The sequence below is a fragment of the Pasteurella sp. P03HT genome, assembly GCF_054052285.1.
Genome location: NZ_JBSIUM010000001.1, coordinates 94,031 through 114,909, shown reverse-complemented (window position 1 = coordinate 114,909; position 20,879 = coordinate 94,031). Strand labels below are relative to the sequence as shown.

Below are 20,879 nucleotides of genomic sequence, written 5' to 3'. Positions count from 1 at the left end.
AGAGGATGAATACGTTAGACCGTTATCTTGGTAAAAGCATTTTAGGGGCAATTTTCGCGACATTAATTATGTTAGTTGGATTGTCTGGCATCATTAAATTTGTTGAGCAATTTCGTAGTGTTGGAAAGGGCACTTACGATATTTGGCAAGCGATTTTTTATACCGTCTTAACGATTCCAAAAGACATTGAAACGTTTTTTCCAATGGCGGCACTTCTAGGCGCATTAATTGCGTTGGGGAATCTGGCAAGTCGTAGTGAATTGGTGGTGATGCAAGCATCGGGCTTTTCTCGTTTGAAAATCGGCTTTGCAGTGATGAAAACTGCGTTGCCATTAGTCATATTAACGATGTTGATCGGTGAATGGGGGATTCCTCAAACAGAACAATTTGCTCGGGATATGCGTTCAAAAGCCATTTCAGGTGGCTCATTACTTTCAGTTAAAAACGGTATTTGGGCAAAAGATGGAAATGATTTTATTTATATTAAACGGATTACTGATGACATTGAGTTAAATGACATCTATGTTTATAGCTTTGGAGAGCATCGCCAATTGCAGCGTGTTAAGCATGCTAATTCAGCAGCATATAAAGAAGGAAAATGGATATTTACTCAGCTTAATGAATCAGAAATTTATGAGGATGAAATTAAAACAATTAACCGTTTAAATGCAGAATGGAAAACCAGCTTAACCCCAGATAAATTGGGGATTGCTTCTTTAAGACCAACATCACTTTCGATTTCTGGGTTATATCATTACATTGCTTTTTTGAAAGAAACAGGACAAGAGTCGAAAAAATTTGAGCTGACTTACTGGCGTAAATTGTTCCAACCACTTTCTGTTGGTGTCATGATGATGTTAGCGCTTTCGTTTATTTTTGGACCATTACGCAGTGTGACTGCGGGTGCCAGAATTGTGACGGGGATTTGTTTTGGATTCTTATTCTATGTCGTCAATGAGATTTTTGGACCGCTGAGTTTGGTTTACAATGTCACGCCACTTGCTGGCGCGTTAATGCCAAGTATTTTGTTTTTATTAATTACATGGTGGTTATTAAGTCGGAAACGAACCTAAATCCATTTCTATCCATAACAAAAAACGTACGGAGTACCGTGCGTTTTTTTGTTATGTTTCAATGTGTTTATCTTCATGTCTTTTCATAAAATTCTTGTACTTGTTTCATTTCAAGAACAGCTCAACTCTTGAGGTTACGATAAGATAGGCAAAAGGGATACTCAGAAAACAGATGAGATGAAGTAGAGAATGTGCACTCGTGAAGCAAAAGAAAAGGCGGATAATCTTCCGCCTTTTTATTTAGATTGAGACTATAAGCTGAATACCGCAAAGAACACTAATACAGTATAAAGTACAGACAAACCATAGAAAATGACACCGCTTGCTGGAATATGAATTTTGAAATCATGCATGCCGTGGTGAATACGGTGCATTGCTCCCCACATCGGGAAGATCAATAAGACCAGTAAGAGTAATTTCCCAAGACCTGAGTGTAAAAAAGTAATCAGTTCAATTGTGTTTTCAGCATTGATTAAACCAAATGGTAGCAAGAAGCCAAGAATCAATACGAGTACAGGATAGAACATGGCGCTTACCGTTGTACCTGCACCGAATAATAACCATACAACAGGTTCATTAGAACGTTTTGGTGTATCTTTCATCTTTTTCCTCACTTATACATACATAAACACTAAAATGATGAGACTGACTAATCCTGTTACTGCCCATAATGCGCTAGTGATCAGTTTTGGATTGATACGCTCATTTTTAACAATGATATTTAATACTTTTGGCGTCATCACATAATAAGTGACGGTATTTAATAACATTGCACCAAGTGTGATAATGTTCAGAATGATAACAATTGGATTTTTTAAGAAAGAAATAAAGTCACCAAAGGTTTCTAAATTTCCTAAACTAATTACACCATAAAGTAATACTAAACAGAACCAAAGTGTTGGAATCGCCGTGGCTTCACGCGCAATATAAAGTTTGTAAAAATCTAACTTTTTCCACCAAGTTGGTTTAATTTCACGCACATATTTTTTGCGTTTACTGGTTGTTGCAGTCATTTTACACTCCTTACTTTTGCGGTTTAAGCATTGCAATTACAAAGTCTTTTGCACTTTCGACTTTACCTTGGTTTACCGCTGAAGCTGGATCAACATGTTTTGGACAAACTTCTGAACAATATCCAACGAAAGTACAGCTCCATACACCGTTTTTACCATTGATAATTTTCATACGTTCTTCTTTACCGTGATCGCGATTATCAAGGTTATAACGATGAGCAAGAGTTAACGCAGCAGGTCCCACAAATTCAGGATTTAAGCCGAATTGTGGGCAGGCTGCATAACAGAGACCGCAGTTGATACACATTGAGAAAGTACGGTATTTTTCTAATTGTGCAGGTGTTTGTTTAGTACGGCTTTTTGCTAGCTCTGAAGATGGATGAGGTTTACCATCAAGTGCTGGCGCTTGGTTACCGATAATGTAAGGTTTGATTGCCTCTAAACTTTCAATGAAGTGGCTTAAGTCAACAACTAAGTCACGTTCAATCGGGAAGTTTGCAAGTGGCTCAATACGCATATGACCACTGTAATCACGTAAGAAAGTTTTACACGCCAGTTTTGGTTTGCTGTTTACCATCATACCGCAAGAACCACAGATCGCCATGCGGCAAGACCAACGGTAAGACAATTCTGGCTCAAGTTTGTCTTTAATGTAACCTAACGCATCAAGCAAGGAAGTTTGATTATCGTAAGGTACTTGATAAGTGCGTAAGTATGGTTCTTTGTCCTGTTCTGGATTATAACGCAATACTTCAATGTTCATGATCGCTTGATTAACCATTTGCGTTCTCCTTATTTGCTTCAGTTGCTTTTGCGGCTTCTTGTGCTTCAGCTTCTGCACCGTATACGCGTTTTGCTGGTTGTGATTTAGTAATTTTCACATCGCTATAGTCAATACGAGGTGCATCATCGCCGTTGTAGAATGCAAGGGTATGTTTCAAGTAGTTCACGTCATCACGCTCAGTATAGTCTAAACGTTGGTGTGCACCACGTGATTCTTTACGTGCAATGGCTGAGTTTGCAATGGATTGCGCAACATCTAAGATGTAGCCTAACTCAACAGTATATAATACGTTGGTATTAAAGACACTTGAGCGGTCTGCAATACGGATACGTTTATAACGTTCTTTCAGTTCAGCAATTTTATCAACGGCTTTTTGCATACTTTCTTGAGTACGGTAGATACCGCAGCCCTCTTCCATTGCATCACCCATTTCATCGCGGATTTCAGACCAAGACTCTGTTCCTTCTTGGTGATATAAATCTTCTAAGCGTTGAACAATATCACGTGCTTGTGCATCAATGGCAGTTTGATTCACTACCGGTGCCTCCACTGCACGTTGTGCAGCATATTCCCCAGCAACGCGACCTAATACGACAAGTTCAGCGAGTGAGTTAGAACCTAAGCGGTTGGCACCATGTAAGCCTGAAGACGCACATTCACCCACAGCGAATAAACCTTTAATACGAGTTTCGCTGTTAAAGTCGACTTCAATACCACCCATGGTATAGTGAACAACTGGACGGACTGGAATTGGTGCTTTAGCTGGGTCAACGCCTTCATACGCTTGTGCTAATTCACAAATGAATGGAAGACGTTCATGTAAGTATTTTTCACCTAAGTGACGTAAGTCTAAGTGAACAACATCGACACCTTTCGCAGTTTTTAAGGTATTTCCTTTTTGCAATTCTTGCCAGAATGCTTGAGATACTTTGTCGCGTGGACCCAGTTCCATATATTTATTTTCTGGTTTACCGATTGGGGTTTCTGGTCCTAAACCATAATCTTGTAAGTAACGGTAACCGTCTTTATTGACTAAGATACCACCTTCACCACGACAACCTTCCGTCATTAAGATCCCCGTATTTGGTAAGCCTGTTGGGTGATATTGAACAAATTCCATATCACGAAGTGGGACGCCGTGACGATAAGCCATTGATAGTCCATCACCAGTTACGATACCGCCATTGGTGTTGAAACGGAACGCACGACAGCCACCCCCCGTTGCAATTACAACAGCATTGGCATTGATTTGAACTAATGTGCCTTCCATCATATTCATGGCAACCATACCACGCGCATGACCATCATCAACGAGAATATCTAAGACAAAGTGTTCATCAAAACGCACGATTTGCGGATATTGGATGGATGTTTGAAATAAGGTATGAAGTAAGTGGAAACCTGTTTTGTCAGCCGCAAACCATGTCCGTTCAATTTTCATTCCACCAAAACGACGTACGTTAACGTCGCCATCTGTTTTACGGCTCCAAGGACAGCCCCAGCGTTCTAATTGTGTCATTTCAACTGGAGAATGTTGCACAAAGTATTCCACTACATCTTGTTCACATAACCAGTCACCACCCGCTACGGTGTCGTGAAAATGTTTATCGTAAGAATCTTCTTCTTTGATTACTGCTGCTGCGCCACCTTCTGCTGCCACGGTATGACTACGCATAGGGTAAACTTTTGAAACTAATGCAATTTTTAAGTTAGGGTTTGCTTCCGCTGCTGCAATAGCCGCACGTAAACCGCCGCCGCCAGCACCAACAATTGCAATATCGACATTAACAGTTTGCACGATATTCCTCCAATCAAGAAAGTAAAAAATAAAAATAAACCAAAATTGGTTAATTTAGGGTCATTCCATTTTGCCATTATTTTCAAAGATTAATAATCTTTTTTTACAATAAAAACTCAGTTTCGTGATCTACCTCAAAAAAGTTAAAAATGGTTTATTTTATAAGCTTTGTTGATGATCTGAATTTCACTAAAAGACCTGGTTTTTCGATGTGATTCGACTATCAATATTTTTAAAAAGTGACCGTATGTTGAAGGTGGTGGAAAGAAAATTTGTGAGAGGAATTTTTGGCGTCCTCTTGTGGAGATAATTTGAAATAACCCATTGAGCTCGCTAGAATAGCACATTACATTTTGATAATGGACAAGATTATGTTTGAACAAGAATTATGGCAGCCTTCAGCCTCTATTGAGAATTTACTTGCACGTGCCAAAATTATCGCCGAGATTCGTCGTTTTTTTACGGACCGTGGTCTATTGGAAGTGCAAACGCCTGTGTTAAGCGAGTTTGGTGTCACAGATGTACATTTATCCACATTTAGTACAGAATTTGTTGCTCCTTTTGCTCAACAATCTAAAACATTATGGCTCTCAACCAGCCCTGAATATCATATGAAGCGTTTGTTGGCGGCAGGAAGTGGACCGATTTTTCAGCTTTGTCAGGTGTTTAGAAATGAAGAGGCAGGGCAGCGTCATAATCCAGAGTTTACAATGTTAGAGTGGTATCGACCGCACTTTGATATGTATCGTTTGATTAATGAAGTGGATGATTTGTTACAGCAAATTTTAGAGTGTAAACCGACTGAAAATTTAAGCTATCAATTTGTTTTTCAAGAATATGTTGGGTTAGATCCACTTTCAGCAGAAAGATCGGAGTTGATTGCCAAAGCCAAAGAATATCATTTGCTGAATGCAGAGCAAGAAGATCGGGATACGTTATTACAATTTTTGTTTAGTACAGTCGTTGAGCCAAATATTGGTAAAGATAATCCTGTAGCGGTGTACCATTTCCCTGCAACACAAGCAGCATTAGCCCAAATTAGTTCAGAGGATCATCGGGTCGCCGAACGATTTGAATTTTATTATAAAGGGTTAGAGTTAGCGAATGGTTTTCATGAGTTAACTGATTCCAATGAGCAATTACACCGTTTTGAGCAAGATAATGTACAACGCCAGAAACTCGGTTTACCACTGCGTGAAATTGATAAACGCTTGTTAGCCGCATTAAAATCGGGGGTGCCAAATTGTTCTGGTGTGGCACTGGGCGTTGATCGGTTATTAATGATTGCACTCGGTGCAAGTAGTATCAAAGAGGTGATCGCATTTGGCATTGAAAATGCGTGATGGTTATGTTTAATCAAATAGGCAACAATTATCTGTTGCCTGTTTTTATTTAAATAAAAATAATCAACGGACTAGTTTTATTTCGCCATTTTCACTTCTTTGACCCATTTGTCTGTAAGGCGTTTTCCTTCGGCACTTTTACCAAAACGCTCAAAGTCATAATCAATTAATTTCAACTGAGTTAAATTAACTGATTGTGGGGCGGCTTCTGCATATTTATTGGTTGGCAATTGATACACTTTTGTTTCGCGCCAGACTAACTCTTGTGCTTCTTTGCCAAGTGCCCAATCGGCAAATAATTTCGCGTTAGCGAGATTGCGAGCATTTTTGATAATACTCATTCCTCCTAAAGAATAGCCGTCACCTTCACAAGGCATGATGGTTTCAACGGGGGCGCCTTTTTCTTTTTCTGTGGCATAGCTGTGTACAAAACCAACCGCAACAGCAGATTCACCACGTGAGAGGTTAGTTGTAACAAGGGCACTTTTAACGTATTCTGATATATTGGCATTGAGTCGTTTTAGATAATCAAAAGCCTTGTCTTCTCCCCATAATTCAATTAGTGTAGCAATCGCAGTATAGGTGGTCCCTGAAATTTGGGGATCGGGCATTTGTACATAACCTTGTAGACGTGGATCAAGGAGATCAGACCAACATTTAGGTGCTTCTTTGATACCTAATTGGGTAAGTTTTTCCGTATTCACACCAAAACCAAGGGCTAATAAGTAAATAATCGAAGTCAATTCCCCTCGTTTTTCTGTCAGTGTTTTAAATTGAGGAATGATGTCGGCTTGGTGTGGTGGACGGTAGGCTTCAAGTAAGCCTAAATCACCCGCTTGGAAGTGATGCTCAATCGTGCCTCCGTACCAAATATCAGCTTGAGGATTGTTCTTTTCTGCAATCAGTTTAGCCAATGTAGCACCTGTGCTATTGCGAATGAATTTGGTCTCGACCTGATATTGCTGACTAAATGTCTGTACCATTTTTTCACAAGTCGTATGTTGTACACTGCAATATACAGTTAATTTACCTTCTGCGAGTGAATTGGGCGAGAAAAGTAAGGGAAGCGCTAAACCAAGTGCGCTCAATTTGAATGAAATTTTCATTTACAGCATTCCTTTTTGAATTTTATTTAACATCAATAATAACGATTTCAGATTGAGAGCCTAAACGCATTGTAATCCCCCAGAAACCATAACCTGACGTGACAAAAAAGTGTCCATTGCCGATTTTCTTATAGCCATAATCCAAAGGATAGAGTAGGGCAGTAATCAGATTGGCTGGAAAAATTTGCCCCCTGTGAGCATGACCAGATACCTGAATATCAATGGGTAGCGTGGCATGTATTTCTATTTCAGTGGGGCGGTGATCGAGTAAAATAACTGGCAGTGTCGTATCGATTTCTTGGAGTAGCTGCGCTGTGCTCGGACGTGTTTTGTGTAAGTCATCATTACGCTCAACTAAAACAAAAGCATTATCGATGACTTTCGTTTGATCGAAGAGGACTGTTATACCCGCTTGTTCTAACTCATGTTTAATTGCCTGTTGATGACCAAAAAAATCATGATTCCCTAAGGTTGCATAAACGCCTAGAGGTGCCTGTAGTTTCGCTAAATGAGGGCGCATATTTTCTGCTACATACGCTTCCGTATTATCGTCCATAATGTCGCCAGGCATTAGGATAAGATCAACATGATGTTGTTCTAAGATGGTCGCAAGTTGGTCCAGCTGGCGATTGCCAAATAATAGCCCCAAATGTAAGTCACTGACTAAGCCAATACGTATTGGTTTAATGGGTTTATCAAGAGTGATGTGATAGTGTATCACCGTTGGTGTATACGCGTTGTAAACACTGAACCCAAGTAGAACGCTTAATGCCAATGGGTAGATACATCGTAAAAGACGATGGAGCTTGGCTGCGGGAACATAAGGTTTCAAAACCAGATAGCAGAGAAAACAGCCGATACTAACAAAAGCAGAAAACAATAAAAAAGCTAACAGGAAAGCGCTTAAACGAAACATCGGGAAGAGACGGAAAATCGTCAATAACACAATACTATTAGCTAGCAAATAAGTTGAGATGAATAAAATTTTGCGGGCTTTATTCGTGAGTTTTGGGGCAAAAAGCCAGTTTAATGTACGGTTAAAGAGGAATAGAAAGAGTTGGAGTACGAGTATCGCAACAAAAAACGTAATATAGTGGCGTAATTCCAAGAGTGTAACCTATAACCTGAATATGTATTAAGTGAAAAACAAAAAAGAGGGAAACCTGCGTTCCCCCTTTTTGTTCAACGGATGTTTTAGCAAAAATCTGGTGAATTATACCGCACTTTGAAAGATAACGTGATCTGCTTTTTGCGTATAACGGCTGATCTTATCAAAATTCATGTAACGATAGGTATCATCTTTATCTTGCTGTAAATCTGCGGCAAATGATAAATATTCTTCTGGTGTTGGCAATTTACCTAAAATCGCCGAAACGGCAGCTAATTCCGCAGAGGCAAGATAAACATTCGCCCCTTGACCTAAACGGTTCGGGAAGTTACGCGTTGAAGTCGAGACAACCGTTGCTTTATCTGCAACACGCGCTTGGTTACCCATACATAATGAACATCCAGGGACTTCAATTCTCGCACCACTTTTACCGTAAATGCTGTAATAACCTTCTTCGCTTAATAAGGCTGCATCCATTTTGGTTGGTGGTGCAATCCATAAGCGAGTTGGAATCATACCTTTGAATTTAGCGAGTAATTTACCTGCAGCGCGGAAGTGACCAATGTTTGTCATACAAGAACCGATAAATACTTCATCAATTTTATCGCCTTGTACTTCTGATAATAAACGAGCATCATCAGGGTCATTTGGCGCACATAAGATCGGTTCTTTAATTTCAGCTAAATCAATTTCGATGACGGCAGCATATTCAGCATCTTTGTCCGCTTCCATTAATTCTGGATTTGCAAGCCATTGTTCCATACCTTTGATACGACGTTCAAGGGTGCGAGCATCGCCATAACCTTCTGCGATCATATATTTCAATAACACAATATTAGATTGTAAATATTCAATGATCGGTTCTTTGGCGAGTTTAATTGTACAAGCTGCTGCAGAGCGTTCAGCTGAGGCATCAGAAAGCTCAAAGGCTTGTTCCACTTTTAAGTTTTCTAACCCTTCAATTTCTAAAATGCGACCAGAGAAAATGTTTTTCTTCCCTTTTTTCTCCACCGTGAGCAAGCCTTGTTTGATCGCATAGTATGGAATGGCATGAACTAAGTCACGTAAGGTGATACCAGGTTGCATTTCGCCTTTGAAACGCACTAATACTGACTCAGGCATATCCAATGGCATGACACCTGTTGCTGCCGCAAATGCCACTAAACCAGAACCAGCAGGGAATGAAATACCAATTGGGAAACGAGTATGAGAGTCACCGCCAGTTCCCACTGTATCTGGTAATAACATACGGTTTAACCAAGAGTGGATCACACCGTCGCCAGGGCGTAATGAAACACCGCCACGATTCATAATAAAATCAGGCAGAGTATGGTGCGTTACGACGTCTACGGGTTTTGGATACGCTGCGGTATGACAGAAAGATTGCATAACCAGATCGGCTGAGAAACCTAAACACGCCAAATCTTTTAATTCATCACGTGTCATTGGACCGGTGGTATCTTGTGAGCCGACAGAAGTCATACGTGGTTCACAATATTGACCTGGACGAATACCATCAACACCACAAGCACGACCTACCATTTTTTGTGCAAGAGTAAAGCCTTTTGTGCTGTTTGACGTGCTTTGTGGTTTGGCAAAAATATCGGTTTCAGGTAAGCCCAGTTCACAACGTGCTTTATGTGTTAGACCTCGACCAATAATTAATGGAATACGTCCACCTGCACGTACTTCATCTAATAATACATTGGTTTTTAAGGTAAATTCGGCTAAAACTTCATCTGAGTTATGTCGACAAATTTTTTGTTCGTATGGATAAATATCAATGACATCGCCCATATTGAGTTGGCTTACGTCGACTTCAATCGGTAATGATCCTGCATCTTCCATGGTATTAAAGAAAATGGGTGCAATTTTACCCCCTAATACGACACCGCCTGCACGTTTATTGGGAATATAAGGAATATCCTCACCCATAAACCACAGCACTGAGTTAGTGGCGGATTTACGTGAAGAGCCTGTACCGACGACATCTCCAACATAAGCCAGAGGGAATCCTTTTTCTTTGAGTTTTTCAAGTTGTTTGATTGGACCAACATTGCCCGCATCATCAGGTTCAATACCATCGCGTGCATTTTTTAACATGGCTAGCGCGTGTAATGGAATATCTGGACGTGACCAGGCATCTTGTGCGGGTGATAAGTCATCTGTATTGGTTTCCCCGGTTACTTTGAAAACCGTTACCGTGATTTTTTCATCTAATTTAGGACGAGATAAGTACCATTCCGCTTCAGCCCAAGATTGTAACACTTGCTGTGCATATGGATTACCTTGTTTGGCTTTTTCTGCAACATCATGAAAGTTATCGAACATGAGGAGTGTAAAAGATAATGCTTTAGCTGCAATCGGGGCAAGTTCTTCATCGTCTAAGGCGTGAAGTAAAGGTTCAATGTTGTAACCCCCTTGCATTGTCCCCAGTAATTTGACTGCTTTTTTAGGGCAAATGAGTGGAGAGGTAATTTCTCTTTTAGCAACAGCAGCAAGGAAAGCCGCTTTGACATAGGCAGCCTCATCTACGCCAGCAGGGATACGATTTTCAAATAAGTCGAGTAAATAGTCTTTTTTATCTGCAGGCGGGTTTTTGAGTAGTTCAATGAGTTGCGCAGTTTGTTCTGCATCTAAGGGTTTCGGCACAATGCCTAATGCCGCACGTTCATCAATATGTTGTTGATAAGATTGTAGAAAGTTAGACATAGGTTACCTCTTCGGGTTTGCTTGTATCTGTTAGGAAAACCGCATTAGAGTAGGTGCGGTAAGATTTCGTTACGAAAATGTTAAAACATAATAATACTTAAAAATCATCCTCTCAACAGAAAAAAGTTGAATTTTCAGTCTAGATCACGTTTCTTTATTCCCAATAGGGTAATTTTTAGTTAAAATGCCAGCCAATTTTTTTAATTAACAAATGGAAGAAATTATGTTTGGAAAAGGTGGCTTAGGCAACTTAATGAAACAAGCGCAACAGATGCAAGATCGTATGCAAAAAATGCAAGAAGAAATTGCGCAGTTAGAAGTAACAGGCGAGTCTGGTGCAGGGTTAGTGAAAATTACTATTAATGGTGCACATAATTGCCGCCGTATTGAAATTGATCCTTCTTTAATGGAGGATGATAAAGAAATGTTAGAAGATTTAATCGCGGCAGCATTTAATGACGCTGTTCGTCGTGCGGAAGAACTACAAAAAGAAAAAATGGCGTCAGTGACTGCTGGTATGTCGTTACCACCAGGATTTAAAATGCCATTTTAAAATGTGATTTTTTTACTGGTGTAAAAAAGTAACTAAAAACAAGATTTGACCGCACTTGTGAAAAGTGCGGTCTGTTTTTATAAGATTTCTTAAGAGAATAAACTAATGCAAACAAGTCCATTACTTGAACATCTTATTGAAAACTTACGCTGTCTTCCTGGCGTGGGACCAAAATCAGCGCAACGAATGGCTTATCATCTTTTACAGCGTAATCGAAATGGCGGTATGGATTTGGCTCGTGCATTAACAGAAGCAATGTCAAAAATTGGGCATTGTTCTCAGTGTCGAACCTTCACAGAAGAAGAGGTGTGTACGATCTGCAATAACCCCCGCCGTCAACACTCAGGTTTGCTTTGTGTCGTGGAGCAGCCCTCTGATATTCAAGCCATTGAACAAACTGGTCAATTTTCAGGACGTTATTTTGTGTTGATGGGACATTTATCCCCTCTCGATGGCATTGGACCGAAAGAAATTGGTTTGCATATTTTACAAAAACGTCTGCAGGAAGAAAGTTTTCATGAGGTGATTTTAGCCACTAATCCTACAGTTGAAGGCGATGCTACGGCGAATTACATTGCCGAATTGTGTTTGCAACAGAATATCAAAGTAACACGTATTGCTCACGGGATTCCTGTTGGTGGTGAGTTAGAAATGGTCGATGGTACTACATTAACACACTCTTTTTTAGGTCGTCGTCAACTTGGATAATTCATTCTAATGCGCCTTTTTATTGCGGAAAAACCAAGCCTAGCAAGAGCAATTGCCGATGTGTTACCTAAACCGCATCAGCGTGGTGAAGGTTTTATTAAGTGTGGCAACGAAGATTATGTCACTTGGTGTGTCGGTCATTTGTTAGAACAAGCCGAGCCCGATGCATACGATCCGCGTTTTAAACAATGGCGTTTAGAACATTTACCGATCATTCCTGAAAAATGGCAGCTCATTCCACGTAAAGACGTTCAAAAACAGCTTAACGTAGTGGAAACGCTGATTCATCAAGCCGATATTTTGATTAACGCAGGCGACCCCGATCGTGAAGGGCAACTTTTAGTGGATGAAGTGTTTAGCCACGCCCAATTAAGTGTAGATAAACTCAATCAAATTCAACGTTGTTTGATTAGCGATCTCAATCCGAATGCAGTACAAAAAGCGGTTAATAAATTACAACCAAATCGTAATTTTATCCCCCTGGCAACTTCCGCTCTTGCACGTGCGCGTGCTGACTGGCTTTACGGCATTAATATGACCCGAGCTTACACCATTCGTGGTCGTCAAGCAGGTTACAATGGGGTGCTTTCTGTTGGTCGTGTACAAACGCCTGTGTTGGGATTGATTGTGCGACGTGATCTAGAAATTGAGCATTTCCAACCGAAAGATTTCTATGAAGTGTTAGCGCACGTTCAGCCAGAAACACCTGAAAAAATGACCGCACTTTCAGAGGCGGAAAAAGCGCAAATCCCCGTGTTTAAAGCCTTGTGGCAACCGAGTAAAGCTTGTGAGGACTACCAAGATGAGGATGGTCGAGTGTTGTCGTTAGGCTTAGCTGAAAATGTGGCGAAACGTATTCACTCGCAACCTGCGGAAGTGACGGAATACGTGGATAAACGGGAAAAAGAAACTGCACCGTTGCCTTATTCCTTATCAGCTTTACAGATTGATGCAGCGAAACGTTACGGACTATCTGCACAAGATGTATTAGATATTTGCCAGCGTTTGTATGAAACGCATCGACTGATCACTTATCCTCGTTCGGATTGTCGTTATCTGCCAGAAGAACATTTTGCCGAGCGTTTTAATGTACTGAATGCCATTTCGGTGCATATTAGCGATTATCAACCGCTCCCTGACATTGTGAATCCAGAGCAGAAAAATCGCTGTTGGAATGATAAAAAAGTGGAAGCGCACCACGCCATTATTCCTACTGCAAAAAATAAACCCGTTAATTTAACTAAACAAGAGTGGCAAATTTATCACTTAATCGCTCGCCAATATTTAATGCAGTTTTGTCCAGATGCAGAATATCGTAAAAGTAAAATCACTCTCAATATTGCGGGCGGAACTTTTATTGCGCAAGCTCGAAATCTACAAACAGCAGGTTGGAAACAACTTTGGGGTAAAGAAGACGAAGAAGAGCAGCAAGAGCCATTATTACCCGTAGTCAAAAAGGGGCAGATCTTGTTTTGTAAACAAGGTGAGATCGTAAGCAAAAAAACACAGCCACCGAAGCCGTTTACTGATGCAACATTGTTATCGGCAATGACAGGCATTGCACGCTTTGTACAAGATAAAGAATTGAAAAAAATTCTACGTGAAACCGATGGATTAGGCACTGAAGCTACACGAGCGGGGATTATTGAATTGCTGTTTAAACGGGGCTTTTTATATAAAAAAGGGCGTAATATCCACAGTACAGAAGCAGGGCGGATTTTAATTCAAGCTTTGCCAGATGTGGCGACACAGCCAGATATGACAGCCCATTGGGAGTCACAATTAACGAGCATTAGCCAAAAAGAAATGAGCTACCAACAGTTTATGTTTCGTTTAACCAGTTCGCTGCCAGAGTTATTACGTTACGTCAATTTTGCTGCATTAAAGCAATTTAGTCAGTTGGCACAATCTTCTGAATCTGTGAAAAAACAAAAGACGATTGCCAAGCAGCAAAAAACAACTCGCCAGTAAACAAAGTTGGGGTTGTTAAAAAAGAATGATACAAAATAAACATCGCTGAAAGCCAGTTTTACATTCTACGAACAGATTCACTGGAAATTTAGAAATGAGGTGGTAGGCATTAAATCGCTGCTTCAGCATGAGGTAATAAATGTGAAATAGAATCGTCTTGAATAAAATACAATCAAACGAAGTCAGTTTTAATCAAAACACTTGCAAAATCTATTGATGTTCGTTAATATCCGCACGTTATTTTGAATGCTAATTTGCAAATGTCGAGAAAAATATAATGTATCAAGCACTATTAATTAGTTATTTATTAATTTCACTTGCAGTGATTGTCCTGATCTTACTTCAACAAGGTAAAGGTGCAGATGCAGGTGCGTCTTTTGGTGGCGGCGCGTCAGGTACAATTTTTGGTTCGGCAGGTTCTGGTAATTTTTTATCTAAAATGACCGCGCTTTTAGCAACGGCTTTTTTTGTGATTAGTATTGTTATTGGTAATATTAATTCGCACCGTAATAATGTCACAAAAGGTCAATTCGATGATTTATCTTCAACAGCTGAACAAATTCAACAACAGCAAAAAGTAGATGTACCAGCTGTTGAGACAAAAAATAGCGATATTCCTCAGTAATTTAAATATCTAAATCTGCTCTGGTGGTGGAATTGGTAGACACGCTATCTTGAGGGGGTAGTGTCCATAGGACGTGCGAGTTCAAGTCTCGCCCAGAGCACCAAATTAATAGATGAGAAGGCTAGACCATGAAGGGTTCTAGCCTTTTTTATTGGTTTGAATGCGTCTCAATAAATCAGTTTGTGAGATGACGATAATTTGATAAAATTTAATGAGTTTAATCAAAGTGGAAATAAATATTAAGTATGCAAAGTATTTCATCGGAAGAACTTGGGGCAATCCGAACGCAAATGTTAAGGTTTGCTGAATTGCAAATAAAAGATCCTGTTCTAGCAGAAGATATCGTACAAGAAGCATTCGTCAGTGCGTTAAAAAATATAGACAGTTTTAAGCGTCAAGCGGCGCTAAAAACGTGGATTTTTGCTATATTAAAAAATAAAATCATTGATTATTTACGTGTGAATAATCGTTTTATTGTGGAAAGTGATCTGGCAACAGGCGATGATGAGAACAGTTTTTTTGAGCGTAATGGTCATTGGAAGAAAGACTATTCCACATCACGTTTGCAAGAAGATGAAAATACGGTGTATTCAAAACAATTTTGGGCATTATTTGAAGTGTGCTTAACCCGCCTGCCTGCTTTACAGGCAAAGGTATTTATGATGCGCGAGTATTTAGAATTTACCGCAGATGATATTTGCACATCGGAACAAATTACAGTATCTAATTTACATGTCTTACTTTATCGTGCACGTTTGCAATTGCAGCATTGTTTGACTATGAAAATGGGGGAGAGATAAATGAAATATTGTTTTAAAGTAACGAAATTAATTTCAGAATCTCATGAGCGTAAGCTCTCATTTGTCGAAAGTGTGACAGTTCGTTTACATCGTTTAGTTTGCCCACAATGTGATAATTTTGGTAAAAATTGTCAAAGTTTGAGTGAAATGATGCGGAATTTTGCAGATCAGTCGGATAAACAAGAAAAATAAGGTAAGGTTAAGTGATATTCTATACAGAAAAAGTGCGGTAGGACATTTTCAATGTGTTACCGCACTTGTTGTTTTAAATCCTTTTAATGTCAGCTTAAGCTGAATTTACCCCTCCATTGGATAAATGACTTCTGCATTGACCCAATTTACCCAAGCTTGCTCTAGTAAGGGCTGTAATGCTGTATTATCTGTAATGAGTGTATTTAATTCAGTGAGTAAATTTTCTAAGGAGGTTGGTTGTTCACTTAAGTAAGTCAGTAACCAAAAATCGAGTTCAGTAAGGCGTTGTTGATTGACTGAAAAATCGCTATCTCTCCATACGATGATTTGCGTTGGCGTTGGCTCAAAACGAGTAAAGTGGCTTGATAAAAAATCTATGTCGTAACATTTCAGAAAAGCAGTTTTTGATAACTGCATTACCGTGTTTCTATCCCACTCAAATGTTTCAGGGACTTTTTCTGTAGCCACTTCGGCAAGCAATTGTGTATTTTCAAAATCCATTAATGCCAATACATTTGCATTAAAGTACCTCCCTGTTTGGCAGAAAGTGAGAAATTCTCCCGCAATGTCCTGAAAATAGGGAGAATGTGCTTTGCCTTCTTGTATAAATGTTTCTTTGACTTGTTGCCATGTTTTCGCATCAATATGCCGAGGAGCCTCAACGAAACAGCGATCAATAAAACTAAATGTGTTGTTACGGACCAATCGTGCATAAATAGCTAAACGATTGGGTGCGTAATCATTTAGGGGGGCTGCATTTCCTAGGCGAACTGCTTGTGCTAGCGCCTGCTGCGCTTCAATAAGACTGGTTTTAGGCTGCATAGCGATTGTCCTGTAACGGTTTGGCATATTTTTGTTGAAGTTTAGCAATATGCTCAACTTCAGCATAGAGTTCAGCAAATGGAGGAAAGTTAAAATCACGTTCAAGCAATGTTGGAGGAATATGCGGTAAACGTTGATAAGCATATTCAAGTAAATCCCAAACATTTCCTTTTACCGCTTCACCATGTGTATCGATGAGTAAATCAGGCAAATGGCGGTATTCCCCTTTTATTTTATTAAATGATTCTCCTGTTTCTTGAATCGGTTGAGCAGCAGCATGCTCTTCATCATGACCTGCGATATGAATGTAATTTACTCGGTTTATGTCGACATTATCTAGAAAAACATAAGGATCAAGCAATCCATGATTGACGCCATTCACATAAATATTATTGACGTCTAAGTGAATACCACAATCTGCTTCTTGTGCGATAGCATTTAAAAATTCGACTTCATTCATGGTACTGGTTGGGGAATGTAAGTAATAAGACGTATTTTCCAATGAAATACGGCACCCTAAAAAATCTTGTACTTGTTGGATACGTTGAGCAACATGCTTCACAGCTTCCTCTGTGAATGGCATAGGTAATAAGTCATACAGATGCCCTTCACATTCACAATAGCTTAAATGTTCAGAAAAAAAGACGGAATGATATTGTGTCATGAGGGTTCTGATGCTAGTTAATAACTCGCGATCTAACGGTGCTTGACCGCCTAAAGAGAGGGATAGTCCGTGCACGGCGAGAGGAAAACGTTCTGCCGCTTGATCAAATTTATAGCGTGCAGCGCCTCCCATTTTTATCCAGTTTTCTGGAGCAACCTCCATGAATTGAATGGCATTATCTGTTGGAAGTAATAAAAAATCATCGGCTAAATCGCGGCGATAACCTAATCCTGCACCTTTTAACATAGTATATTGACTCCATTAATTTGAAAAAGGGCTGGTGTAGTATATTACACCAGCAAGTTGAGGTTATTTAGAACCACATTTACCTTCACCACATTTACCTTCGCCAGCTTTTGCTTTTTTGGTATCGTGTGCACCGCATTTACCTTCGCCACATTTGCCTTCGCCAGCTTTTGCTTTTTTAGTGTCATGTGCACCGCATTTACCTTCACCGCATTTGCCCTCTGCCGCTTTTGCTTTTTTGGTATCGTGCGCACCGCATTTACCTTCGCCACATTTGCCTTCACCCGCTTTAGTTTTGACGCATTTACCTTCTACACATTGTTCAGCTTTATCTGCCATTTTAGTTTCTGCGCTGACTGGTGCAGATACTGCCATTGTTAATGCGCCTGCTAATGCTGCTAAAGTTGCTAATTTTTTCATGTTTAATCTCCTATAAAAATGTTGAGTGGGGGGTTAATTAAAGAAATTTCAACCAACAGTGAGTTGAAAATTTTTTTCGTAATTGAGCATCTAAAGAGAATTTCCCTGCTCCTTGCGTAAATAATGGTAACAGTGTGACCAAATAAATGAGTGCCATTTTGTAACCATTGTTACATACGTTATAACCTGCATCTGCATGGACGGTGTACCATGCCACAGCAGTTAAAATTGCTAGACTTAATGCGCTAAAGCGAGTTAATAGTCCAAGGACTAAAAAAATCGGTAGAACTAACTCTGCGCTCATGGCTAATAACCAACTTAATTCTGCTGGGAGTAAATTAAAGGGGAAAGGAAAGCTTGCTTGTACTTCCATGAACCAATTCTCTCCATTTAACTTTTCTAAACCTGCATCAAAAAACTCTTTAGCAAGAAATAAGCGTAAGCCTAATAGCCCAATCCCTGTACTAACAGATTGTAAATAGTCGCTATTTTTTTCCATGTTGTCCTCATAAGTCCGTTTACATTGAATTAGTCGAATTAAAAATGGTTTTCTTACAGCTTTTTTTAGTTACCCATTTCATTTCCTTATTCATAGGAGTTAGTCGGAGGTCTGGTTTTTTTTCTTACATATTTTTTTCAAAAAATCGTCATTTTTATATGAAATGTGCTAGAAAAGTGATGTGTTACTTTTTTATTGAGCGTTTAAAGGGTGGGGAAAAGAAGTATTTATTAAGTATTTCTTCAGTTTTATTGGTTATCCTTTGGTTAGGATTTATACTGATTGTTTGTGTCACAATGAAAAAATGGGTTGAAAAGAGCGGTGTAAAAGATGCGAATTTTATTGATAGAAGATGATAGCTTGATTGGTAATGGTTTACAGACAGGTTTATCTAAGTCTGGTTTTACAGTGGATTGGTTTCGAGACGGGAAAATGGGGCTCGAGGCGATTAAATCAGCACCTTATGATGCGGTCGTGTTAGATTTAACTTTACCTAAAATGGATGGGCTAGCTATTTTAGAAACCTGGCGTAGAGAAAAACAAGATGTTCCCGTTCTAATTCTTACTGCGCGCGATACTCTGGATGAGCGTGTTACTGGTTTGCAACGAGGAGCGGACGATTATTTATGTAAACCCTTCGCATTAGCTGAGGTGGTGGCACGTTTGCAAGCGTTGATTCGGCGTCGTCATGGTCAAACGAATCCCGTTATTAAGCATAGTTTAGTGACATTTGATCCAAATCAGCGGAAAGTTTTTTTAGATCAAAACGAAGTGTCTTTGACGACAAGAGAATATAAATTACTTGAGCTCTTTATGCTGAATAAAGAGCGTGTATTACCTCGAACGTTAATTGAGGAAAAACTTTATACTTGGGATGATGAGGTGAGCAGTAACGCGCTTGAAGTGCATATTTATAATTTACGCCAGAAATTAGGCAAACACTTTATTCGTACTGTACATGGTGTGGGATATGCGTTAGGGAAAAATGATGAAACGACCTAATTTTTTCAGTGCGATACGTCGTCCAAATAAAAGTCTCCGTTTTCGTCTGACTTGGATCTTATCTTTGACTGCATTGATGATCTGGATTATCTCTACGCTAGTTGCTTGGGTACAGGTTCGTCAGGAAGTGAATGAAGTGTTTGATGCTCAACAAATCTTATTTGCGCAACGTTTGGCTTCTTCAGATTTACGTAATATGTTGGTAGGACCTGAGTATGCCAAACACAAACGAGAGCGTTTTAAACGCAATGGATTTGACGATGATGCACTCGGTTTTGCCATTTTTACTCGAGAAGGGCGCATTGTATTAAGTGATGGACATAATGGGGATAATTTTATTTTTACTCAGCAAAAAGGATTCTCTATTAGTCATATCACGGGTGAGGATGATCAGTGGCGTATTTTTTGGTTACCAGTGAATAATGGGCGTCTCGTGATTGCGGTTGGGCAAGAGCTAGATTATCGCAATGATTTGATCAATAAAATGGTATTTGGGCAAATGTGGATTTGGTTTGCGAGCTTGCCTTTTTTATTAGCCATTATTGTCTGGGTTGTGACACGAGAATTACAAAGTATCAGGCGAGTGAGCGAGCAATTGAAGCAACGTCGTCCAGATAATCATACGTTGATTGAAACTGCACAATTGCCGCAGGAAATTTTACCTTTAGTGCAGAATCTCAATCAATTTTTTGACCGCACTGCAAGCATGCTATTGCGTGAACGTCGTTTTACGTCTGATGCTGCACATGAACTGAGAAGTCCTTTGGCAGCATTGCGTATTCAGAGTGAAGTAGCCCAATTGGCTGGTGATGATGACAAGATGCGTCAAGAAGCATTGCATAATTTGACATTAGGTATTGATCGTGCGACGCAATTGATTGAACAATTATTAACATTGTCTCGTTTAGATAATTTGAATCAGTTAGAGACTGTCGAAGAGATCGACTGGGACGCGATTGTCACCTCACTGATTGGAGAGCGTTATTTTGTGGCTCAACAGAAACAAATTGAATTACATTTTGAGCGAGTAGGTCTGCCAACTGGTATGCAAGGACAGTCATTGCTTTTATCGTTAATGGTACGTAACATCATTGATAATGCTATTAAATATTGTCCAAATGGCAGTACCGTGATGATTCGTTTATATCCAGACAAGTTAGTGATTGAAGATGATGGAGAAGGCGTAAATGCGTCAGATTTAGCTAAATTAGGTCAACGTTTTTATCGACCAGCAGGGCAAAATGAAAAAGGAAGTGGTTTGGGGCTCTCAATTGTGTATCGCATTGCTGCATTACACCACTATCAAGTTCACTTGGAAAATAAGAGTATGCCAAGCGGAAAGATAGCCGGTTTTAAAGTAGTAGTCACGTTTGCGAGTTAAGGGTTGTTTTCTATTCATTTCTCGTTATACTTAAGTCTGTTTTATTGAACAGATTGAAA

The 20,879-nt window shown here is 39.6% G+C and carries 21 protein-coding genes and 1 tRNA gene; 11 read left to right on the top strand and 11 right to left on the bottom strand.

What is annotated here, in order from left to right; translation table 11 throughout:
* Window positions 1-5 precede the first annotated feature (5 nt).
* Window positions 6-1,073 carry an LPS export ABC transporter permease LptG gene (gene lptG / locus ACWIT3_RS00505; RefSeq protein WP_457160900.1) on the top strand — a complete coding sequence of 356 codons (1,068 nt, stop codon included), beginning with the start codon at window positions 6-8 and terminating at the stop codon, window positions 1,071-1,073.
* Between the two features lie 251 nt (window positions 1,074-1,324).
* On the opposite strand, the gene frdD is transcribed toward lptG, so the two are convergent.
* The 4 genes from frdD to frdA are packed head-to-tail and all read right to left on the bottom strand — an operon-like array spanning window position 1,325 to window position 4,668.
* Complete coding sequence (gene frdD / locus ACWIT3_RS00500; RefSeq protein WP_457160899.1) at window positions 1,325-1,675, bottom strand: fumarate reductase subunit FrdD; 351 nt, start codon at window positions 1,673-1,675, stop codon at window positions 1,325-1,327.
* A gap of 12 nt (window positions 1,676-1,687) precedes the next feature.
* Entirely contained in the window at window positions 1,688-2,086 is a 399-nt protein-coding gene (gene frdC, locus ACWIT3_RS00495; RefSeq protein ID WP_457160898.1) for a fumarate reductase subunit FrdC, read from the bottom strand.
* A 10-nt stretch (window positions 2,087-2,096) separates the two neighbouring features.
* On the bottom strand, window positions 2,097-2,867 hold the full coding sequence (locus ACWIT3_RS00490; RefSeq protein ID WP_457160897.1) for a succinate dehydrogenase/fumarate reductase iron-sulfur subunit: 771 nt from the start codon (window positions 2,865-2,867) through the stop codon (window positions 2,097-2,099).
* Window positions 2,860-4,668 (bottom strand): fumarate reductase (quinol) flavoprotein subunit, encoded by a 1,809-nt coding sequence (gene frdA / locus ACWIT3_RS00485; RefSeq protein ID WP_457160896.1) that lies wholly within the window; start codon window positions 4,666-4,668, stop codon window positions 2,860-2,862. The genes ACWIT3_RS00490 and frdA overlap by 8 nt, the downstream gene beginning before the upstream one ends.
* Window positions 4,669-5,039: 371 nt before the next feature.
* Here frdA and epmA point away from each other — a divergent pair, with 371 nt between their 5' ends.
* Window positions 5,040-6,011 (top strand): elongation factor P--(R)-beta-lysine ligase, encoded by a 972-nt coding sequence (gene epmA, locus ACWIT3_RS00480; protein ID WP_457160895.1) that lies wholly within the window; start codon window positions 5,040-5,042, stop codon window positions 6,009-6,011.
* Between the two features lie 77 nt (window positions 6,012-6,088).
* Here the strand turns inward: epmA and ACWIT3_RS00475 are convergent, their stop codons facing one another.
* The 3 genes from ACWIT3_RS00475 to acnB all read right to left on the bottom strand — a co-directional run bounded on the left by ACWIT3_RS00475 (window position 6,089) and on the right by acnB (window position 10,937).
* Window positions 6,089-7,117 (bottom strand): ABC transporter substrate-binding protein, encoded by a 1,029-nt coding sequence (locus tag ACWIT3_RS00475; RefSeq protein ID WP_457160894.1) that lies wholly within the window; start codon window positions 7,115-7,117, stop codon window positions 6,089-6,091.
* 22 nt (window positions 7,118-7,139) lie between these two features.
* A complete protein-coding gene (locus ACWIT3_RS00470; protein WP_457160893.1) occupies window positions 7,140-8,225 on the bottom strand; it encodes a metallophosphoesterase in 1,086 nt (361 codons plus the stop codon).
* Between the two features lie 105 nt (window positions 8,226-8,330).
* Window positions 8,331-10,937, bottom strand: a complete 2,607-nt coding sequence (gene acnB, locus ACWIT3_RS00465) for a bifunctional aconitate hydratase 2/2-methylisocitrate dehydratase (RefSeq protein ID WP_457160892.1) — start codon at window positions 10,935-10,937, stop codon at window positions 8,331-8,333.
* Window positions 10,938-11,160: 223 nt separating this feature from the next.
* Here acnB and ACWIT3_RS00460 point away from each other — a divergent pair, with 223 nt between their 5' ends.
* The 7 genes from ACWIT3_RS00460 (at window position 11,161) to ACWIT3_RS00430 (ending at window position 15,786) form a co-directional block, all read left to right on the top strand.
* Window positions 11,161-11,490: a YbaB/EbfC family nucleoid-associated protein gene (locus tag ACWIT3_RS00460; protein ID WP_035685032.1), complete on the top strand. Its 330-nt coding sequence runs from the start codon at window positions 11,161-11,163 to the stop codon at window positions 11,488-11,490.
* A 105-nt stretch (window positions 11,491-11,595) separates the two neighbouring features.
* On the top strand, window positions 11,596-12,198 hold the full coding sequence (gene recR / locus ACWIT3_RS00455) for a recombination mediator RecR (RefSeq protein ID WP_457160891.1): 603 nt from the start codon (window positions 11,596-11,598) through the stop codon (window positions 12,196-12,198).
* A 9-nt stretch (window positions 12,199-12,207) separates the two neighbouring features.
* A complete protein-coding gene (locus ACWIT3_RS00450) occupies window positions 12,208-14,169 on the top strand; it encodes a DNA topoisomerase III (protein ID WP_457160890.1) in 1,962 nt (653 codons plus the stop codon).
* Window positions 14,170-14,446: 277 nt separating this feature from the next.
* The gene (gene secG, locus ACWIT3_RS00445; protein ID WP_046339370.1) at window positions 14,447-14,794 is read left to right on the top strand and encodes a preprotein translocase subunit SecG; all 348 of its coding nucleotides are present in this window, start codon (window positions 14,447-14,449) and stop codon (window positions 14,792-14,794) included.
* A gap of 17 nt (window positions 14,795-14,811) precedes the next feature.
* Window positions 14,812-14,897: transfer RNA gene (locus tag ACWIT3_RS00440), tRNA-Leu, on the top strand.
* Between the two features lie 142 nt (window positions 14,898-15,039).
* Window positions 15,040-15,594 (top strand): sigma-70 family RNA polymerase sigma factor, encoded by a 555-nt coding sequence (locus ACWIT3_RS00435; protein ID WP_457160889.1) that lies wholly within the window; start codon window positions 15,040-15,042, stop codon window positions 15,592-15,594.
* Window positions 15,595-15,786, top strand: coding sequence for an anti-sigma factor family protein (locus tag ACWIT3_RS00430; protein ID WP_046339368.1), 192 nt, complete (start codon window positions 15,595-15,597; stop codon window positions 15,784-15,786). It begins immediately after the preceding gene.
* A 105-nt stretch (window positions 15,787-15,891) separates the two neighbouring features.
* Here the strand turns inward: ACWIT3_RS00430 and ACWIT3_RS00425 are convergent, their stop codons facing one another.
* From ACWIT3_RS00425 to ACWIT3_RS00410, 4 genes are all read right to left on the bottom strand, one after another.
* A complete protein-coding gene (locus tag ACWIT3_RS00425; RefSeq protein WP_457160888.1) occupies window positions 15,892-16,608 on the bottom strand; it encodes an HvfC family RiPP maturation protein in 717 nt (238 codons plus the stop codon).
* Window positions 16,598-17,518, bottom strand: a complete 921-nt coding sequence (locus ACWIT3_RS00420) for an HvfB family MNIO-type RiPP peptide maturase (RefSeq protein WP_457160887.1) — start codon at window positions 17,516-17,518, stop codon at window positions 16,598-16,600. Before ACWIT3_RS00420 ends, ACWIT3_RS00425 begins: the two co-directional genes overlap by 11 nt.
* Before the next feature lie 63 nt (window positions 17,519-17,581).
* On the bottom strand, window positions 17,582-17,938 hold the full coding sequence (hvfA, locus tag ACWIT3_RS00415) for an oxazolone/thioamide-modified RiPP metallophore HvfA (RefSeq protein ID WP_457160886.1): 357 nt from the start codon (window positions 17,936-17,938) through the stop codon (window positions 17,582-17,584).
* Between the two features lie 37 nt (window positions 17,939-17,975).
* On the bottom strand, window positions 17,976-18,437 hold the full coding sequence (locus tag ACWIT3_RS00410; RefSeq protein ID WP_457160885.1) for an HvfX family Cu-binding RiPP maturation protein: 462 nt from the start codon (window positions 18,435-18,437) through the stop codon (window positions 17,976-17,978).
* Between the two features lie 330 nt (window positions 18,438-18,767).
* Between ACWIT3_RS00410 and ACWIT3_RS00405 the strand changes: the two genes are divergently transcribed.
* Window positions 18,768-19,439, top strand: coding sequence for a response regulator (locus ACWIT3_RS00405; RefSeq protein WP_457160884.1), 672 nt, complete (start codon window positions 18,768-18,770; stop codon window positions 19,437-19,439).
* A complete protein-coding gene (qseC, locus tag ACWIT3_RS00400) occupies window positions 19,423-20,820 on the top strand; it encodes a quorum sensing histidine kinase QseC (protein ID WP_457160883.1) in 1,398 nt (465 codons plus the stop codon). Before ACWIT3_RS00405 ends, qseC begins: the two co-directional genes overlap by 17 nt.
* Window positions 20,821-20,879 lie beyond the last annotated feature (59 nt).

What these genes read in the sequence shown, in the direction of transcription:
- ACWIT3_RS00430 (WP_046339368.1), top strand. Translation starts at nt 15,595, where the DNA reads ATGAAATATTGTTTTAAAGTAACGAAATTAATTTCAGAATCTCATGAG.
- ACWIT3_RS00435 (WP_457160889.1), top strand. Translation starts at nt 15,040, where the DNA reads ATGCAAAGTATTTCATCGGAAGAACTTGGGGCAATCCGAACGCAAATG.
- recR (WP_457160891.1), top strand. Translation starts at nt 11,596, where the DNA reads ATGCAAACAAGTCCATTACTTGAACATCTTATTGAAAACTTACGCTGT.
- frdC (WP_457160898.1), bottom strand. Translation starts at nt 2,086, where the DNA reads ATGACTGCAACAACCAGTAAACGCAAAAAATATGTGCGTGAAATTAAA.
- lptG (WP_457160900.1), top strand. Translation starts at nt 6, where the DNA reads ATGAATACGTTAGACCGTTATCTTGGTAAAAGCATTTTAGGGGCAATT.
- frdD (WP_457160899.1), bottom strand. Translation starts at nt 1,675, where the DNA reads ATGAAAGATACACCAAAACGTTCTAATGAACCTGTTGTATGGTTATTA.
- hvfA (WP_457160886.1), bottom strand. Translation starts at nt 17,938, where the DNA reads ATGAAAAAATTAGCAACTTTAGCAGCATTAGCAGGCGCATTAACAATG.
- ACWIT3_RS00460 (WP_035685032.1), top strand. Translation starts at nt 11,161, where the DNA reads ATGTTTGGAAAAGGTGGCTTAGGCAACTTAATGAAACAAGCGCAACAG.
- acnB (WP_457160892.1), bottom strand. Translation starts at nt 10,937, where the DNA reads ATGTCTAACTTTCTACAATCTTATCAACAACATATTGATGAACGTGCG.
- ACWIT3_RS00410 (WP_457160885.1), bottom strand. Translation starts at nt 18,437, where the DNA reads ATGGAAAAAAATAGCGACTATTTACAATCTGTTAGTACAGGGATTGGG.
- epmA (WP_457160895.1), top strand. Translation starts at nt 5,040, where the DNA reads ATGTTTGAACAAGAATTATGGCAGCCTTCAGCCTCTATTGAGAATTTA.
- ACWIT3_RS00425 (WP_457160888.1), bottom strand. Translation starts at nt 16,608, where the DNA reads ATGCAGCCTAAAACCAGTCTTATTGAAGCGCAGCAGGCGCTAGCACAA.
- ACWIT3_RS00475 (WP_457160894.1), bottom strand. Translation starts at nt 7,117, where the DNA reads ATGAAAATTTCATTCAAATTGAGCGCACTTGGTTTAGCGCTTCCCTTA.
- secG (WP_046339370.1), top strand. Translation starts at nt 14,447, where the DNA reads ATGTATCAAGCACTATTAATTAGTTATTTATTAATTTCACTTGCAGTG.
- ACWIT3_RS00450 (WP_457160890.1), top strand. Translation starts at nt 12,208, where the DNA reads ATGCGCCTTTTTATTGCGGAAAAACCAAGCCTAGCAAGAGCAATTGCC.
- qseC (WP_457160883.1), top strand. Translation starts at nt 19,423, where the DNA reads ATGATGAAACGACCTAATTTTTTCAGTGCGATACGTCGTCCAAATAAA.
- ACWIT3_RS00405 (WP_457160884.1), top strand. Translation starts at nt 18,768, where the DNA reads ATGCGAATTTTATTGATAGAAGATGATAGCTTGATTGGTAATGGTTTA.
- ACWIT3_RS00490 (WP_457160897.1), bottom strand. Translation starts at nt 2,867, where the DNA reads ATGGTTAATCAAGCGATCATGAACATTGAAGTATTGCGTTATAATCCA.
- ACWIT3_RS00420 (WP_457160887.1), bottom strand. Translation starts at nt 17,518, where the DNA reads ATGTTAAAAGGTGCAGGATTAGGTTATCGCCGCGATTTAGCCGATGAT.